Genomic DNA, 17,150 nt, shown 5'->3' with positions numbered 1-17,150 from the left:
GTCAGGCTCCAGACCAGGGCCAGGAAATAGGCCAGATTGCCCACCGAGGCCCAGACGACCGGCAACAGGCTCAGGCCCAATTGCAGCAACAGTCCGACCACCGCGTACATCATGCCCAAACGCCAGCGGGGTTCGGCCAGAAAGAGACCGTTCCAGTTCGTCTGCATGGCCCAGAGAGAGAGCGGGAGATAGAGGATCCACAACAACACGCCGGTGCGGCCCCAGGCCCGCGACCAGGCATGCCAGCGCGGCCGGCGAGACACCAGCGCGGCCAGCCCCAGCCCGGCGGCCGCCGCCAAGGAAAGCAACGCCGACCAAACCCAGGCGCCATGGAGATACACCGTGCGGATGTTCGTTCCCAAAGTGCGCTCCGGGGGCGCGATACTGGCCAACGCCAGGGTCAGCACCAGCAACGCGAGGATCCAAAGCCAACGAGAGGAGGAGGAAAAGCGAAACACGGCCCACTCCAAGGGCAGGATGACTTCTTCAAGTCAGCGGACAGGCTCGAAACGGGCCGTGAAATGCCGCAAGAGGTCAGGCGCATAGGTGAAGCGATAGCCCGGCACCTCGGCCGCCCGCTGCACAATGCGCCCCGCCGCCTCGGCCACATAGTCCAGGTGGCTCTGGGTGTACACTCGCCGCGGGATGGCCAGGCGCACCAGTTCCATCTTGGGGTACACCATTTCACCGGTATCGGGGTCAGGGTAGGCAAACATCACCGAGCCGATCTCCACGCCACGCACCGCGCCCTCGCGATAGAGTTCAACGGCCAATGCCTGGCCGGGGAACTGGCTTTGCGGGATATGCAGCAGCAGACGCTTGGCATCCAGATACACCGCATGGCCCCCGGCAGGCTCCAACACGGGTACTCCTTCGGCCTTGAGCCGATCGAGCAGGTATTGCACCTGCCCCAAGCGGTAGGCCAGGTAATCCTCCTGCAGGGCCTCTCGCAGGCCGACCGCCATGGCATCCAGGTCGCGCCCCGCCAGGCCGCCGTAAGTAGGGAAGCCCTCACGCACCACCAGTTCGTTGCACACCCGGCGGTAGAGGTCTTCGTCGTTCATCGCCAGAAAGCCGCCGATGTTGACGATGGCGTCTTTCTTGGCGCTCATAGTGGCCCCATCGGCGTAGGAGAACATCTCGCGGGCGATCTCCAGAGGCGATTTATCGGCATAGCCCGGCTCGCGCAATTTGATGAAATACGCATTTTCGGCGAACCGGCAGGCGTCGATGAAGAAGGGGATGCCGTACTCGTGGTACACCTCGCTCACCTGGCGGATGTTCTCCATACTCACCGGCTGGCCCCCGCCGCTGTTGTTCGTCACGGTGAGCATCCCCAGGGGGATGTTTTCCGGGCCCGCTTCTTCGATAAAGGCCCGCAGTTTGGCGATGTCCAGGTTGCCTTTGAACGGGTGGGAGCTGGTAGGGTCAAAGGCTTCGTCGATGACTAGGTTCACCGGGCGGCCACCCTGGGCGCGGATGTTGGCGTCTGTGGTGTCAAAGTGCATGTTCGAGGGCACATACTGCCCGGGTTTGACCAGCAGGCTCATAAGCACATTTTCCGCCGCCCGCCCCTGGTGAGTGGGCACAAAAAAACGGAAGCCGAAAATCTCTTCGATGGCTTCCGCTAAACGGTAAAAGGAACGGGCACCGGCGTAAGACTCGTCGCCGCGCATCATGGCGGCCCACTGCTCCTGGCTCATCGCGCCAGTGCCGGAATCGGTGAGCAGGTCGATGAACACTTCGGTAGAACGCAAACCGAACACATTGTAGCCCACCCGCTTCAGGGCTTCCTCGCGCTCGGCGGGCGGAGGAAGGCGAATGGGCTCCACCATCTTGATGCGAAAGGGTTCGGGAATGTAACGAGCCATACAGGTCTCCTTTTGCACAAGGAATGAGACGCGCTGTGAGCCACATTTTACCTTGAAATGGGCCAGCGACAAAACGGGTTATGCTATAATGGCGCCAGGTAGCGGCGTTGCTGAAGGCGGTGTCGAGGCAATGTTTTATGGAGGACAGCCTACATTCCCCGGTTCTGGTGCTCAATGCCAACTATGAACCGCTCAATGTCTGCAGCGTGCGCCGGGCGTTGGGGCTGCTTCTGAGCGGGCGGGCCCACCTCATTCTCAACGGACGCGGGGAAATCCATTCCATTTCCCAGACCATCCCCATTCCTTCGGTCATCCGACTGGATTACATGGTCAAACGCCCCCGTCCGGTGATCAAACTGACCCGCTATGAAGTGTTTCGCCGCGACAACTTTACCTGTCAATACTGCGGACGTCATGTGAGCCGCCCCACGCTGGACCATGTCATTCCCCGCCAACGTGGGGGGACCTATTCGTGGGAAAACCTGGTCACCGCCTGCCCGGAGTGCAACCTGCGCAAAGGCAACCGCACGCCCGAAGAGGCCCACATGCCCCTACTGCGCCCGCCGCAGGCACCCCCGGCCACGGCGCTGTACCGCTTCCAGCACTATCTCAAACGCTATAAAGAATGGGAAACCTTCTTGCAGGGCTGGTAGCCGCTTTCCATTCACTCTGTGAGAAGTCACACAAAAAAGCCGCCGGATGGCGGCTTTTTGCGCCCTGGATGCCTCAGGCAAAATGAAACGCCTGAAACGGTCGGGGAATTTCCACGGCACCGGGGAACACCTTGCTCGCCGCGGCCAGGGCCTGCTGGGCGGTGGCCGGGCACAGATGGACCAGGCAAAGCCGCTCGACCCCAGCGCGAACGGCCAATGCGGCGGCCTGCTCGGGCGAAGTGTGGCCGGCAAAATCCCCGGTGGCTTCGTGAAACAGCACGCTGGCGTTCTGGGCCAGACGCTCGATGGCCGCACAAGGCTCGGTATCGGCCGAATACACCAGAATCTGCCCTGTGGACGGCATCTCCACCCGCAGGCCCATGACCGGGATCACATGTCGCCCCGGGGAGGCCACCCAGCGCGAGTGGGGCGTCTCCAGCACCGACGCGTATTCTTCTTCGGGAATACGGTGTAGGATCAATGGGTAAAAATCCGGCCAGTTCTTCCAGGTGAACAAATCCATCAGGGTTTCCACGCGACTCAGGGTGTATTCCAGGCCGTAAAGATGTAGCGGTGCCTGGCGGCCCTGCAGCCACAGTCCCATCAACAAAGGCACCAGTCCGCTCACATGGTCCGGGTGAAAATGCGTCAGCACAATATCCGTGATGGCCTGGGGGGACAAGCCTGCCCGTTGCAAAAACAAACTCACCCCTTCAGGGGCGTCTACCAACACAAGACGCTCCCCATCCTCAAAAGCGAAATGGGTATTGGCCAGCCCATCTTTGGGCACGGCCGAAGCCGTTCCCAGGACAACCCAACGCATGACTACCGACTTCCTCCTTTCTTTCTGTGCCCCCGTTCATGGGCTGCCTCGCCTGGGAGTTCTCCCACGGTACCTATGCGGCTTCAGGGCATCCAGGGATGCACCACCATCCAAGGGGTAACAAAGGCTTCCAGGAAGGCTGCCAGCGCGAACAACGGGATGACCACCGCGACGAGGACCCGCGCCGCCTCGCCAAGGGCCGTCAACCAGGCCTGACCCAACGAAGCCCCTTGGGCCGGAGCGATCCAGCGGGCTCCCATGCGTAGCATGGTGGTGCCAAAAATCAGAATGGCCGGGAGTTCGGCCACGCCGTGAGGGAGCACCATCTGCCACCAGTATTGCCAGGGTGAAGCCAGCCCCACCGCCGGTACCAGATACATCCCAAAGCCCACCACACCCATGGTCAACACCGGAAGCAACAGCCCCACGGCCCCCAGGGTGAACAAACTGCCAAGAAAAGCCAGGCCCAAACTCCGCAGGTTATAGGCAAAAAGCGAGAGCATGGCCCAACCGTTAAGCCATGGAAAGCCCTCGCCGCCCGGGTTGGTCAAAGGGCCCAGAATACCCAAAATGCCCTGGGCGACTTCGTCGCTGTGTTGCCTGACCAGGGACGGCACCCACAAAGTGCCCACATGATAGCCCATGGCCACGCTGGAGGCCATGAGGGCCGCCACCAGCCCCAGGGCCACCTTCTGTTCTCCCCAGGCCTGACGCCACGCACCCACCACCCATTCATGCCAGGAACGGGCCTCTCCCCGAAAGGCGTCGAACAGCACCGTCCTCATCCAGCCCAGGTTGAACACATCGAGTTCCCGGCCCAACAGGCCCTCGCGGTTGAAGTGGGCCAGACCCAATCGGGTGAGGATCAAGGTCACCACAGCCAGGCCCAGCGCGATCCAGATCAGCATATCGTAGTGCCGCCAAAACATGAAGTACCCCTCGGCCTGCAACAGGAAGGCCATGGGGATGATAATGGCCGAGGCCAGCAGATTAGCCCCCCGCACCGAAGTGGCCTGGCTGGAAATCACCACCGCGCTGCTCACCATGGCCAGCGCTCGCAGGGTGCTCAGGCCCAGCACGCTGACCCAGGTGCGGGTCGAAGGCCACCATCCCACCCGCAGGCCCATCACCAGTACATAGAAGAACACGCCGGTGTAGAGCGCCGCCAAGGGTAGAGTAAGCACCGCCAGGAGTTTTCCCCAATACAGTTGCCCGTCGCTGATAGGCGCCGCCAGGAGAGGCTCAATGCTGCCCCGTTCGCGCTCCCCGGCGAAACTCTCCAGGGCCACCACCAGAGAAATCGAAATGGGGAAAAAGGCCACCGCCAACATCAGAAACGGGAACAGGCTCTCAGCCACCACTTTAGCGCCATAGTGCTCGGTAAAGGCCACCATCCGCTTGGCGGTGAAGTTGGCGATGGCCGGGAAGAGCAAAGTCAGGACGAAGACCGGCGCCAGAATGCGCCAGTCACGCAACTGATCCTGAAGTTCCCGCTGCCAGAGCACACCCACCGGTCGGTACCAGAGGGCCAACTGGCGCACCCGATCCCTCGCTCGTTCAAACCACATAGGCTTCTTCATCCTTGGGTCGCGGCCTGCATCACCGCCAGATACACCTGCTCCAAAGTGCGCGGCTTTTCCTCCAGGCGCAGCACAGGATACCCCTGGGCCACCAAAGCCTGCACCACGGCCGGGTTCACCCGTTGCCAGGCCGCCGTGCGATACCAAAGGCGTCGTTCCTTCACCTGCACCAACGCGGCTTCCGGGGGAAGCCGCACCTCTCCCTGGAACGGTCGGCCCACCTCCACTTCGAACACCGGCGGCCCCAGCCAACGCTCGCGCAATTCGTCCAGGGTGCCCACATCGGCCAGGCGTCCTGCCCGCAAAATGGCAATCCGGTCGGCCAACATTTCCGCCTCGGCCAGATGATGCGTGCTGACCAACAGCGTACGCTTTTCCGAGCGCAAACGCAAGATGGCCTCTCGCACCCGCGCGGCGCTTTCCGGATCCATGGCCGAGGTGGGTTCATCGAGCAACAACACCTGAGGCTCGTGCAACAACGCCCGCGCCAGGGCCAGTTTCTGGCGCATGCCCTTGGAATACCCCGCAATCCGACGCTGGCGGGCCTCCCACAATCCAAAGTAACGCAGCCAGTATTCCACTCCACGCTGCAACGGGCCCGCCTCCAGGCCGTACAACCGACCGAAGAAGCGCAGGTACTCTTCCCCTGTCATGCGGCCATACAGCCCGTGGTGCTCGGTGAGGAACCCCACCCGGGCGCGCACGGCCTCCGGCGTTTCCACCACATCGTAGCCGGCCACCCAGGCGCGCCCCCTGGACGGCCGCAGGATGGCCGCCAACATACGCATGGTGGTGGTCTTCCCGGCCCCGTTAGGCCCCAGCAACACCACAATCTCCCCTGGCCGAACCTGCAGCGTGACCTCCTGCACAGCCCAAAAGCCATCAAACTGTTTCCCCAAAGTCAGGGCCTCCAGCATCAAAGCGACCTCTCTTTGGCCTACTTCTTCCTCCGCCGACGACGTTTCCCTTTCGGTTGGGGAGCCTCCTGGGCCGGCCTGGGCCACCAGCGGCTATGCCGCGCCAGGAAAAGGGCTGCCGCACCCAGCCCCACCAGGGCCATCAGGGTCTGGTTAGCGTTGATGGTGCCGATGCGCGAAGCGTCCAGGCGCAGGTATTCCAGGAAAAAGCGTCCCACGGCATACACCATCAGGTAAAGCAAGAAGACATCCCCCTGGCGCAGGCGCTTCTCGTATCGCCGCGCCACCCACAACAGCAGGCCCATGTTGAGCACATTCCAGATGGACTCATAAAGGAACAGCGGATGGTAATAGGCGATGTTTTCATAGCCTTGCAGTCGGTATTGCGGATCAATGTACAGTTTCCAGGGCAGGTTGGTCGGGGCGCCGTAAAGTTCCTGGTTCACATAGTTGCCCCAGCGCCCGATGGCCTGGCCCAAGGCCACACCGGGCGCGGCCACATCGGCCCATTGAGCAAACGAAGTGCGCTTCCAAGGCGGCAGATGGCGTTGCTTGATTTTGAGATACAGGTACAGCGCCAGCCCTCCGCCAATCACGGCGCCGGGGATGCCCAAACCGCCCTTCCACACGGCGATGGCCTCTAAGGGGTGGGTGAGGTAGTAATGAGTGGTGATGCCCATGGCCACCATGGAGGGTGGCGGGGTAAGGATATGCCACAAGCGGGCGCCAATCACGCCACCGATGATCACATAGGTGAGCGCATCCCACACATAGTCGGGGGGCAACCCGCGCCGCTGGGCTTCGCGGCTGGCCAGATAAGCCGCTGCTACCGCGCCCAACATCAGGATCACGCCGTAAAGATGAATGGTCAAAGGGCCAATTTGAAAGGTCATTTACCACTCCTTTGCCGCCAAAGCCTGACGGCGCGTCCACCAGATCCGCTGAAGGGCGGTCAGGTTGGCGCCAACCGCCACGATGCCCACGCCCACCAGGGGAATGCCCAACACCAATGTGGGGGCCAGCACCAGATAACGCTCGAAGCGGGTGAGCAAGCCCACTTTGACCTCCCATCCTAAGGAGGCGGCGCGGGCCCGTACATAAGAGACCAGCACCGAACCGGCCGCCGCCAGATAAACCAGGAATACCCCCATGCGGTCTCCCCGGGAAGTGTAAAACATTAGCAGGCCGAAAAAGATGACCAACTCGGAGTACCGGTCAGTGACCGAATCCACGAAAGCGCCCCAGGGCGTGGGATGCCCTCGCAAGCGCGCCATGGTGCCATCCAGAGCGTCAAAAGCCCCGCTGAAGACCACCAACAGCCCGCCTTCCAGCAACCGGCCCTGGGCCAGCCAAATCGCGGCCAGGGTGTTGCCGATCAGCCCCAACAGGGTCATCGTGTTCGGGTGAATGCCCAGACGATTGAAAAAACCGCCAAAAGCGTCCAACACACCTTTGAAGCGCACCCGCATCCGATCAGTAAAAGTGACCGGCTCCTGCAACGACGACGCCACAACGCACCTCCTTCGGGCAAAATCAAATGTATGCTAACCCAGGAAAAGGGGAGTGTCAAGCATCGGGACGCGGGCAAGGGCCAAAGTCGGCGTTGGGATGCTTTCCTGCCCGGCGCTCCGCAGCCACCCGGCCCTGGATCAGACTCCCCCTTCTCCCTCCGGGTTCTGGCCGGGCGGCACGAAATCGTCATCGGGTCCCAGGAGCACCTCGCGCTCGCGGCCATTTCCGGCGGGGCCCACCACGCCCAGCGCCTCCAATTCCTCCATCAGCCGCGCCGCCCGAGGATAGCCAATGCGCAACCGACGCTGCAACATGGTGGTGCTGGCCCGCTGGGTGCGCATGACAATGCGCGCTGCCTCGGCAATCAGAGGGTCGTACCCTTGCAAGACTTTCTCCTGGGCCAGCAAATCCTCCCAGGGAGAGGAGGCGCTTTCCACAGGGAAGGTCTGTCGCCAGAAGGCGATCACCCGCTCGATCTCCCGGTCGGTCACCAACGCGCCCTGGGCGCGGATGGACGCCGGCGCATCGGGCGGCTGGAAGAGCATGTCGCCGCGGCCCAACAGATGTTCAGCGCCTGGGGTGTCCAGGATCACCCGACTGTCCACGCTGGAAGCCACAGCGAAGGAAATCCGGGCCGGAAAATTGGCCTTGATCAACCCGGTGACCACATCGGTCGAAGGCCGTTGCGTCGCCACCACCAAATGGATCCCTGTGGCGCGGGCCATCTGAGCCAGGCGAACCAGGCTATGCTCGGTTTCATCGGGGGCGGACATCATCAAATCGGCCAACTCATCGATCAGCACCACGAGGAAGGGCAAAGGCTCTTGTTTGCGGCGACGCATTTTCAAGTTGTAGGCCAGGATATCCCGGGCGCGGGCCCTTTCCAGCCGTTTGTAGCGCCGTTCCATCTCGGCTCCCACCCAGCGCAACGCGCCCAGGATGCGTTCCATATCGGTTTCCACCTTGCCCAACAGGTGCGGCAGGCCGTTGAAACGTACCAGTTCGACCATCTTGGGGTCGATCATCACCAGGCGCAAATCCTGGGGGGTGTTGTTCATCACCAGGCAAGTGGTGATGGCCGAGATACAGACGGATTTACCCGAACCCGTCGTCCCAGCAATCAACAGGTGGGGCATCTTGGCCAGGTCGGCCACCACCGGTCGGCCGGAGACATCGCGGCCCAGCGCAACGGCCAGGGGGGAGCCGATACGATGAAAGGCTTCGCTTTCCAACAGGGGACGCAGGCGCACCGCTGCGGCCTTGGGGTTGGGCACTTCCATGCCCACATAGGGCCGACCGGGCACAGGCGCCTGAATACGCAAGCGCTCCGCGGCCAACGCCAGGGCCAGATCGCGCCGCAGGGCCGAAATCTGCGCCACCCGCACTTTCTGCCGCTGCACCTCGCCGTCTGACCCCTCACGCTCCAGGTACCCCGGCTCCACGGCAAACTGGGTGACGGTCGGCCCCACCCGCACATTGACCACCCGCGCCGGGATGCCAAAGTCGGCCAGGGTTTTCTCGATGATCCCCGCTGCCTGATTGATGTAGTGCTCGTCCACGCGATGCGCCCGCTCTTCCAGCAGGAGGTCCAACGGGGGCAGGCGTTCGTCCCGTGGACGGGCGACGCGCTCTTCGCTCACTTCGGGGACGCGCAAAGGCACCGAGGGTCGCGGGGCGGGTTTTCGGTACCGCGGGGTAGGTGCGGGCGACGAGATAGGCTCGCCTTCCACACTGATGGGCGTAGCCGGGGGCACCTCCACCTGAGTCTCCTCCAGGCTCCACCGCCGCAGGAAACGCCCGGTAATCTTTTCCAGTCCCAACCCGTGGTACACCCCCCAAAGCCAGGTCCCCGCCAACACCAGCCAGGTCCCTCCTCGGGTGAGGGTCAAATCCAGCCCTTCCACCAAACCCCAGCCCACCATGCCACCATCCAGCCCCTGGTCGGCCCGGAGGGGGCTGTGCCCCCCCAGGAGGGAAAGCAGGCCGCAAAAGGCCAAGGCGGCCAGTTCCAGAGCCAACACCCGCCCCCAGCGCCAGATCAGGGATCGCCCAGTGGCGCGGTAGAGCCAGGTCAACCCCAACACGCCCAGGGCCAGCACGGCCAAAAAGGCCCCCCAGCCAAACAGGCGACGCAAGGCCACCACCCAGGGCACCACCAGACTTCCCTGGGTGAGGTTGAGCAGGCCCAGCAAGGTCACCAGCGCCCACACCAGGGCGGCCAACCCCAACGCATTCCACGCCACGGTTTGGGCGTTGAGCCACCAGTCCACCCATCGCTCAGCGCCCGGCGCCTCTTCTGGGGCTTCGGCGGTCGGTTCGGTCACAGAGGGCTTACGCGCCACGATGCTCTTCCTCCGTGGGGTGGGGGGAACCAGACGGGGACTCCTCGCGGGCCCGACGCTCCATGTGCAACAACACCTTGGCCAACTCCTGCAAGGCTACCCGTTGCTTGCGATACAAATCCGCCTCTGAGAGGGCCAGCCGGCTGGCCACCTCCCGCGCCTTGCGCCCCTGCAGAAAACGCAGGTCAAGGATATTGTACAGCAACCACTCGGTGGTGAACTTGCGTTCTCCCTCCGGACGCAACTGATCCACCGCCTGACGAAGCACGGCCCGCAGGCCCTGAATCAAATTGCCGTTATGTTCCTCGGCCGCGCGACGCACCACCTCCCAGCGCAGCAACGGGTTCTCGGTCAGTTTGGGGCCGCCCCAGTAATGGGCCAACGCCCCTTTGACCCACTGCGCCAACTCGGCCGAGGGAGGCAAGGCCTCGACCGGGGTGAACACCTGGCGCTGGTCAAAGCGGGCCGCCGCCCGCAGCCGGGGGATGAGGTCCGTGCGCTGCCGAAAAGCCTGCAGCGCCGCCGCCAACTGGCGATGCAGACGCTGATCCTCCAGCGCCATGGTCGCCCTTTCCACCAAGGTCTCCAGGGCCTGATGTTGTTCTTCGTCCCAGGGAATCGCCGCCGGGGCGGCGAAACCCAGCACCCCCAACACCGTGCCATCCTCTGCCCGCAAGGGGACCAAGACGAAGCCATCCCAACGCCAAAAAGCCATCCGACCGCGTTGCTCGAGGCGCTCAGCCTGCAAAGGCTGTTCGGGCAAGGCCACCACCATGCCCCCTACTTCGCTCAACAACTCCAGGCGCCCCCCTTCGGTGGTGGCCGCAATGAAGGCCTGCTCCACCTGAAAGAGATCGCAGATGGCCGCCAACACGGCCTCCAGGAACTGGCGCAAATCGTTCCGGGTGAAGATACGGTTTTCCACCCCGCGCAACAAGCGCAGCGTCTCCCCGCCCTCTAAAGCGAGGATGGCGTCTTCCAGGTAGGGCAACAGCACGCCGATGAAATGCTCCAAAAAGAGGAACGAAAGCACCATGGTCGCCGGCACTAAGGCCGAATACGCCTGCCCGTGGCGGGCGCCCCAACGGCGCACCAAAGTCGTCAGGGTCAACACGGTGGCCACGGTGACCGGCCCCCGGAGCAACCAGCGCAACAGACGCAGCCTCACCACCCGGTCGGGCCAGGAAGTGCCGAAGAAGGCGACTTCATAAGCCCAAAGAACCAGCAACGCGCTGATGAGGATGTTCGTACCAGTGGCCAGCCACCAAAAGAACAACGGATGGTGCGCCGCCCAATCCACCCCCAGGGTAAGCAGGGGGAAGGAGCCCACGGCGGGCGCCAGCGCCCCGAAGAAGATGAACAACAACCTCCGACGGCTGGTGAGCATCACCGTGCGGCGATAGGCCCGCCAGATGTTCACCAGGGCCCAACCTACGCCCACGGTGTAGAACAGCCCGAACGCCCAGGCCCCCTCCGCGCCGGGCAGGTGAGGCACTGGGTCGGGGGACCATTCCAGACGCACCACCTTACCCGCGGCCAGGGCGGCCACCCCCACCAGCGCCAGACCATAGTACAAACGCACCAACAGGCGTCTTCGCCCCCGCGAGGGACGCCCTGTGGTGGCCAGCAACGCATCCGAAAAATGCAGGTAGGCCGGCGGCAGGAAAGTCACCCCCAACAGACTGAGCAGCAACGCCGGGACGGCCTCCTGAGGCGGAGCGACCGCGCCCAGCGACTCACCGCCGTAAACCAGCACCAAGGCGGCCAAAATCAGGGAAAAGGACAGCGCCACCCGATCGCGCAGGTTGAAGGCCAGGGTGTAAAACCACAGCGAGAGGGCCAGAATCCCGATTCCCGCCGTGAGGATGGGCGTCAGCGCCTGGAAAGTGGAAAGAAGCCAGGAGACCATGGCTTACACATCTCGACCCAAAAACAACGCCGTATCCCCATTGGGGAAGAAGGCCTGCTGAAAACCCACGAAGTGCAAATGGACCCGGAAGGCCAGGGAAACGGCCGGGTGATTGCGAAAGGAGGCCGCCCACACCAAACGGCGGTATCCCTGTTGAGCCGCCCAGTGGAGCACATGCAGGAGCAAGGCCCGTCCAATCCCCTGACGGCGATAAGGAGAGTCCACCACCAGGTCCGAAAGCCAGGCCACATCTGGCGCCGGCGACCAGCGCAAGGTCGCATAGCCCACCGGGCGGCCATCTTGCAAGGCCACCCACAACGCGGGCAACCGCCGCCAGTCCTCGAGAAAGGCCTCAGGCGCATAGGGATACGGCAGGATCACCGGCCGGGGGAGCGGCGCGGGACGAAACCTGGCGCCCAGCGTTTCGCCGTGGCTCCACTCCAGACGCCAGACATGGGTGCTTTCCACGGTGTGATCCAGCCGCACCAGATAAGGGATATCGGCGGCCAAAGCCGGGCGAATCTCCAGAGGGCTCATCATGGTTTACGGTTGAGCGGGCGGAGCCGCAATGTGCACGCGCACCCGACAGGGCGGCAGGGCCTGCCCCTGATTGTCGGTGACCACCAACTGGATGACATAATCGCCGGGGGGGATTCGGGAGGTGTCCCAGCCCTCAATGAGGGGTTCCTGGACCCGCGGGACTCGTCCGACGCCAATGGTCAGGAAAAGGGCTTCGCTGGCCAGGGCGAACTCCACCTTGTAAAAGCCGAAATTGGGGATGTTCGCCGTGCCCTCAATGGTCACCTCCCCGGAAATGGTGTCCCCGGTCTGGGGGGAGGCGATGAACACCTGATCCGGCACACACCCTCCGGTGTCCAGCACTGGGGTGGGCAAAGGGGTAGGCGTGCCCTCAGGGGTGGGAGACGCCTCCTCAGGCGGCGTCGTGGCCAGCAGATCCAGCGTGGCCGTGGGCAGGACCACCGGGCCGGTCTGCACCGGCGTGGCAAAGGTCACCAGGGCAAAGGTGGTCAACATCAAGCCCACGCTCAGCACCACGCCCAGAAAAGCGCCGCGCAAACGGCGTTCGGCTTCTTCACGCTCCAAACCAAACAAGGCCCCCTGCCACACCCGCCAGGCCAAAAGCAGCCGGCGAAAATAGAGCAAAAACGCCACCCCCAAAAGCAGGTAAATGCCCAACTCATAGGTTTTCAGAAAACGCAACAGGGCTTGCATCACATCCTCAACAGAAGGGGGCTCCGTTGGCGCGGGGGCGCAGGCCAACGGCAGGGTTTGCAGGGGGGAGCGGTTGAAGCACCCGATCTTCAGGCGGCCCCGGAGGCCTCCAGGCGACGCAACACACCCCGCACCAGGGTGGTCAATCGCGGGGCGATCAACCTTCCGGCAGCCAGCACCTCTTCGTGGGTGGTCACCGTGTTGCCATCCAGGTTGGCCTTGTTGCTGATGCCGGAGATCCCCAGCACCCGCGTGCCACCATGTCGGGCCACGATGACTTCGGGCACGGTGGACATCCCCACGGCATCCACGCCTATGGCCCGCAGGAAACGCAGGTCCGCAGGGGTCTCAAAGGAAGGCCCGGCCAGACTCACATACACCCCTTCCCGCAAGGGCAAACCTTCTTCGCGGGCCACCTCTCGGGCCAGGGCCATGAGCGCCCGATCGTAGGCCTGGCTCATATCGGGAAAACGGGGGCCAAAAGCGTCCAGATTTGGCCCACGCAAGGGGTTGGGGCCGGCCATGCCGATCAGGTTCAGATGGTCCACGATGAGCATCAGGTCGCCGGGGTGAAACTTGGGGTTGACCGCACCGGCTGCGTTGGTCACGATGAGCATCTCCACGCCCAGCCGCTGCATCACCCGCACGGGGAGGGTCACCTGAGCCATGGGGTAGCCTTCGTAGTAGTGGGCCCGCCCCTGCATCACCATCACCGGCTGCCCCTCCACACGGCCAAAAATCAGCCGTCCGGCATGTCCGGCCACCGTGGAGACCGGCCAGTAAGGGAGGTCCTGATAGGGAATGACGGCCTCGGCTTCCACAGCGTCGGCCAGGGCGCCCAGCCCGGACCCCAAGATCATGCCAATCCGCGGCTGAAAGGCCGTACGCTCACGGATGGCCGAGACCACCTCATCGATGTCGGCCAGGGTGAAATACTCGGGTTTGGACAAAGACATGGTCATGCGTTCTCCTGAAAAAAGGTTAGCGTGCCTCTTCAGGCAGGCGGGGGATGATGGGCATGGGCAAAGCGCGGCAAAGGCGCTCTACCCGGCGCAACAGCACGGAGGTGGAAATGGGGTTGGCGTGCCCCAGGGCCGTCTGGATGCGCTCCAGAGGTTCGCCCCGGCGGATCATGCGCAACACGGCGGTGTTGCGCAGCACGCGGGGCGTCATATTGATGGACAGGCCAGCCGCCGCGCCCCATCCCTGAATCAATTGCCAGACGCCCTGACGGCTCAGGCCCCGGCCCAACTGACTGACGAACAGGGCGTTTTCCCCAGGCTTGGGGTCGAATTCCGGCCGCCCCCGCTCCAAATAGCGCCGCAACGGTTCGTAGGACTCTTCCAGCGGGAACTCCTCCAGACGCATCACCGGCTGGGGCACATAGACCACCCGGCGCTCCAGATCCACATGCTCCACCCGCAGTTGAATCACCATTTGGCTGGGAAAGCCCCATTCGACAAACAAGGCAATCAGCGCCAAATCGCGGATGGCCCGTCGCTGGGTGGACTGCAATAAGGTCGTCCAAAGTTGCTGCAGTTGCTCGCTGCTCAGGCAGGCCGCATGAGCGGGCTCCGCCGCCTTTTGCCATAAGGCGATTAAGGCCTCGCGAGGGGGCATGAACGAGGTCGTGCGCAGGCCATATTGCAACAAAAAACGGTCAAAGGCCCGCCAGGAGGCCACCCGGCGCTGGATGGTGCTCCGCTTGCGCCCTGCCTCGATTTCCGCCTGGATCATGGACAGGATGAGTTCCGGCGAAAGATCGTCCAGCCCAACGGTTTGACCCTTCGCCCGGGACATCATCTGCCAACCCTTCCGCAGGTCGCCCCGATATGAGGCCAAGGTACCCTCACTATAGGCCCCTGAGTCTGCCAACGATTGAATGAACGCCCGAATCTGCTCTTCCATTTGTCAACCTCCAAACAGCCTGTCTCATCGCGGCCCAATGCGTCCAAATTATATCGCAAATTTGCCTTTTTGACAGCCTCTCATCCCCAGGGGCGAAAATAGGAGGCACCTTCAGGCGGCTCGTCGTCACGCCGGCCGTGGTCGTCACGCCGGCCGTGGCGAACCGTATGGAAGGAAGTCGCATGGTTACGCAGGGGCGATCCGTCACCTCTCCGCGCCCCTGCAGGGCTTAGAGGAAAGGCAAAGACCCTCGCCCCCTGCCCTTACCACAAATTCGCGTCCCACACCCCTTCGCGCACATAGCGCTGCAACTCGCTCACGCTGAGGTGCTCGATGCCCAGTCGCTCCAGGGTGCGACCCCGTCGCCAGTAATCCGTGCCGTGGGCGATGCTGGCCAGGCGGATGAAACTCTCCATGCCGCGCACCGAGACGCCGTAGCGTTGCCCCAGGTTGGCAATGGGTACTAGGCTCATGGGCACATCTTCCAGCAAATAGCGGTGCTGCAAGGTGGAAGGCGCTTTGATGCCGCGGTATCCCGGCTGGTTGTGAATGGCCTCGTGGAGGTTGTTCCCCCGCGCGTCGTAGGCCATCTGCAACCACGCGCGGGCGGTGATGGCCCGCACGCCCAACGCCGCTGCCACGGTCACTCGCTCGCGGTCGATGACCTCCATGATGCGGGCCACCGTAGGCGTCACGCCGTCCAGATAAAACTGAAACTCGCCGCCGGTGGCCTCGATCCAGCCGACGTTGAGCAGGGTGATGGTAGGATGAAAGATGGCGCCAATGTTGTTCAGCCCGGTGTGAAGCACATCCACACCGTCGATGAATTGGGGGTAAGCCGGGCGCAGCGCCTCCAACACGCGCGGCGTGTCGGTGGCGGGCAAAGCCGCCAGAGGCACCGCCTCTTTGACACGGAAAATCCGCGCCTGGGCCGGACCCTCGGAGCGCGAGGCGTAGATAAAGGTCTGCGCTTCGGCTACCAGCACCCCTCCCCCCACGCCCTGTTGACGCAAGATGTGGCGAAACTCCAACGCCCCAAAGGTGCGCCCAGGATGCAGCACCACGATTTGCCCGGCCTGCAGATGGGGAGCCATTTGGGCCGCCAGCGGCCGATGGGCGTTGGAGGGCACCACGACCATGATGACCTGGCCAAAGCGCACGGCCTCGCCGATGTCGCTGGTGGCCTTGACCAGACGCCCAAAGCCGGAGCCCCCTCCCTCCGGCGAGAGCAGTTCAATGCCCCCCCGGGCCTGAATGCCGGCAATGTTGGCCGGGGTGCGGTTGTACAGCATGACCTCAAACCCCATCAGCGCCAGGTGGGCGGCCATGGCTTTGCCGCCATGCCCAGCGCCTACCACAGTGTAGCGACTCACCGTGCTCATGCACGCCTCCTTTCTTCTCCAGGGGACAGGTTGACCTCGGATGCGGGGGCAAGGCTGTGCCGCGCCGCGGCTTCGGCCACGATGCGCCAGAACAGGCCTTCGTAGCCCCATCCCGCCGCCTGGGCCATGACCAGCGGGTTGCTGTAACCCGGCTTGAGCCTTGGCAGGCTGCTCTCCTCCAACAGAACCACTTCGCCGGTCTCGCCGTCCAGCATCCAGTCCAGGCGGGCGTAATCGGCGCACCCCAGGGCCTGAAAGGCCCGCCGCGAAAGGTCAGCCAGACGCGCTGCGGTGGCCTCGTCCAGGCGGGCAGGGCACTCCGAGCCGATCCAGTCGGCGTGCTCCGGCACGGGCTCGAAGGCCGGCCCCTCGCCGACGAAGACCCGCTCCAGGATGGGCAGCACCTCGAGGCGCGCTCCGTTGCCCACCACACCCACGGTGAACTCACGGCCGGTGATGTAGCGCTCCACCAGCGCCGGTTCGTTCAAAGTCGCCCGCACCCAGCACACGCGGTCCTGCAGCGCCGCCATCGTCCCACACGATGGCCCGGCGTCAATGCCAATGCTCGAGCCTTCACGCAAGGGCTTGACGAGGGCCAGGAAGCCCATAGCCGGGTCGAGCGGCTCCTCACCGGTGACCATCACCTGGAAGGGTAATGTGGGAACACCATGGTAGGCCATCACGGCCTTGGTGCGGGCCTTGTCCAGCGTCAGGGCGCGCGCCACACTATGGAGCCAGTAAAGGCAACTCCCATGGCTTCCAGCATGGCCGGAACCAGGGTCTGACGGCTGCCGCCTCCGACGCCGGTGGACAGGTTGAAGACCAGGTCCACGAACTCCACGGCCAGGCGTTGGGGGAGGTCCAACCCGGAGGGCATGAAGAGCACCTCGTGACCGCCCTCCCGCAGCGCCTGACCGATGGCGTGCAGGGTGGCATCGGCTTCGGGGGCCACCTGCTTCAACCGCCGCCCCATTCACCTTGGGCTCGGTGATGGTGTACACGATGGCGATGCGCAAAGCG

At 63.7% G+C, this 17,150-nt stretch carries 17 protein-coding genes; 1 reads left to right on the top strand and 16 read right to left on the bottom strand.

Translation table 11 applies throughout. The features are described from left to right. A partial coding sequence (locus G4O04_06540) for a hypothetical protein (GenBank protein HEY58178.1) occupies positions 1–458 on the bottom strand: 458 nt, incomplete at its 3' end. Between the two features lie 33 nt (positions 459–491). Then, positions 492–1,871 carry a tryptophanase gene (locus G4O04_06535; GenBank protein ID HEY58177.1) on the bottom strand — a complete coding sequence of 460 codons (1,380 nt, stop codon included), beginning with the start codon at positions 1,869–1,871 and terminating at the stop codon, positions 492–494. Between the two features lie 137 nt (positions 1,872–2,008). Here G4O04_06535 and G4O04_06530 point away from each other — a divergent pair, with 137 nt between their 5' ends. Then, on the top strand, positions 2,009–2,524 hold the full coding sequence (locus G4O04_06530) for an HNH endonuclease (protein HEY58176.1): 516 nt from the start codon (positions 2,009–2,011) through the stop codon (positions 2,522–2,524). A gap of 73 nt (positions 2,525–2,597) precedes the next feature. Here G4O04_06530 and G4O04_06525 read toward each other — a convergent pair whose 3' ends face one another. The 14 genes from G4O04_06525 to G4O04_06460 all read right to left on the bottom strand — a co-directional run bounded on the left by G4O04_06525 (position 2,598) and on the right by G4O04_06460 (position 17,091). Further along, positions 2,598–3,347 carry an MBL fold metallo-hydrolase gene (locus tag G4O04_06525; protein HEY58175.1) on the bottom strand — a complete coding sequence of 250 codons (750 nt, stop codon included), beginning with the start codon at positions 3,345–3,347 and terminating at the stop codon, positions 2,598–2,600. Positions 3,348–3,430: 83 nt separating this feature from the next. After that, positions 3,431–4,915, bottom strand: a complete 1,485-nt coding sequence (locus G4O04_06520) for an ABC transporter permease subunit (protein ID HEY58174.1) — start codon at positions 4,913–4,915, stop codon at positions 3,431–3,433. Positions 4,916–4,923: 8 nt separating this feature from the next. Next, positions 4,924–5,844 carry an ABC transporter ATP-binding protein gene (locus G4O04_06515; protein ID HEY58173.1) on the bottom strand — a complete coding sequence of 307 codons (921 nt, stop codon included), beginning with the start codon at positions 5,842–5,844 and terminating at the stop codon, positions 4,924–4,926. Positions 5,845–5,864: 20 nt separating this feature from the next. After that, complete coding sequence (lgt, locus tag G4O04_06510) at positions 5,865–6,737, bottom strand: prolipoprotein diacylglyceryl transferase (GenBank protein HEY58172.1); 873 nt, start codon at positions 6,735–6,737, stop codon at positions 5,865–5,867. Beyond that, positions 6,738–7,355, bottom strand: coding sequence for a CDP-alcohol phosphatidyltransferase family protein (locus tag G4O04_06505; protein ID HEY58171.1), 618 nt, complete (start codon positions 7,353–7,355; stop codon positions 6,738–6,740). A 138-nt stretch (positions 7,356–7,493) separates the two neighbouring features. Continuing rightward, positions 7,494–9,698, bottom strand: coding sequence for a DNA translocase FtsK (locus G4O04_06500; GenBank protein ID HEY58170.1), 2,205 nt, complete (start codon positions 9,696–9,698; stop codon positions 7,494–7,496). Further along, positions 9,688–11,607 (bottom strand): hypothetical protein, encoded by a 1,920-nt coding sequence (locus G4O04_06495; protein ID HEY58169.1) that lies wholly within the window; start codon positions 11,605–11,607, stop codon positions 9,688–9,690. Before G4O04_06495 ends, G4O04_06500 begins: the two co-directional genes overlap by 11 nt. A gap of 3 nt (positions 11,608–11,610) precedes the next feature. After that, entirely contained in the window at positions 11,611–12,144 is a 534-nt protein-coding gene (locus G4O04_06490) for a GNAT family N-acetyltransferase (GenBank protein ID HEY58168.1), read from the bottom strand. A 6-nt stretch (positions 12,145–12,150) separates the two neighbouring features. Continuing rightward, a complete protein-coding gene (locus G4O04_06485; GenBank protein ID HEY58167.1) occupies positions 12,151–12,840 on the bottom strand; it encodes a hypothetical protein in 690 nt (229 codons plus the stop codon). An 89-nt stretch (positions 12,841–12,929) separates the two neighbouring features. Continuing rightward, positions 12,930–13,796 (bottom strand): purine-nucleoside phosphorylase, encoded by an 867-nt coding sequence (locus G4O04_06480; GenBank protein ID HEY58166.1) that lies wholly within the window; start codon positions 13,794–13,796, stop codon positions 12,930–12,932. A gap of 25 nt (positions 13,797–13,821) precedes the next feature. After that, complete coding sequence (locus G4O04_06475; protein ID HEY58165.1) at positions 13,822–14,748, bottom strand: tyrosine-type recombinase/integrase; 927 nt, start codon at positions 14,746–14,748, stop codon at positions 13,822–13,824. A 263-nt stretch (positions 14,749–15,011) separates the two neighbouring features. Continuing rightward, positions 15,012–16,130, bottom strand: a complete 1,119-nt coding sequence (locus tag G4O04_06470) for an NAD(P)-binding domain-containing protein (protein ID HEY58164.1) — start codon at positions 16,128–16,130, stop codon at positions 15,012–15,014. Next, positions 16,127–16,855: a hypothetical protein gene (locus G4O04_06465; GenBank protein HEY58163.1), complete on the bottom strand. Its 729-nt coding sequence runs from the start codon at positions 16,853–16,855 to the stop codon at positions 16,127–16,129. The genes G4O04_06470 and G4O04_06465 overlap by 4 nt, the downstream gene beginning before the upstream one ends. Then, positions 16,840–17,091 (bottom strand): hypothetical protein, encoded by a 252-nt coding sequence (locus tag G4O04_06460; protein ID HEY58162.1) that lies wholly within the window; start codon positions 17,089–17,091, stop codon positions 16,840–16,842. The genes G4O04_06465 and G4O04_06460 overlap by 16 nt, the downstream gene beginning before the upstream one ends. Between the last annotated feature and the right edge of the window lie 59 nt (positions 17,092–17,150).

The organism is Anaerolineae bacterium, from assembly GCA_011176535.1.
GTDB lineage: Bacteria > Chloroflexota > Anaerolineae > Anaerolineales > DRMV01 > DUEP01.
Note: the sequence above shows the minus strand (reverse complement) of the source record. Positions and strands in the feature narration are given on the sequence as shown.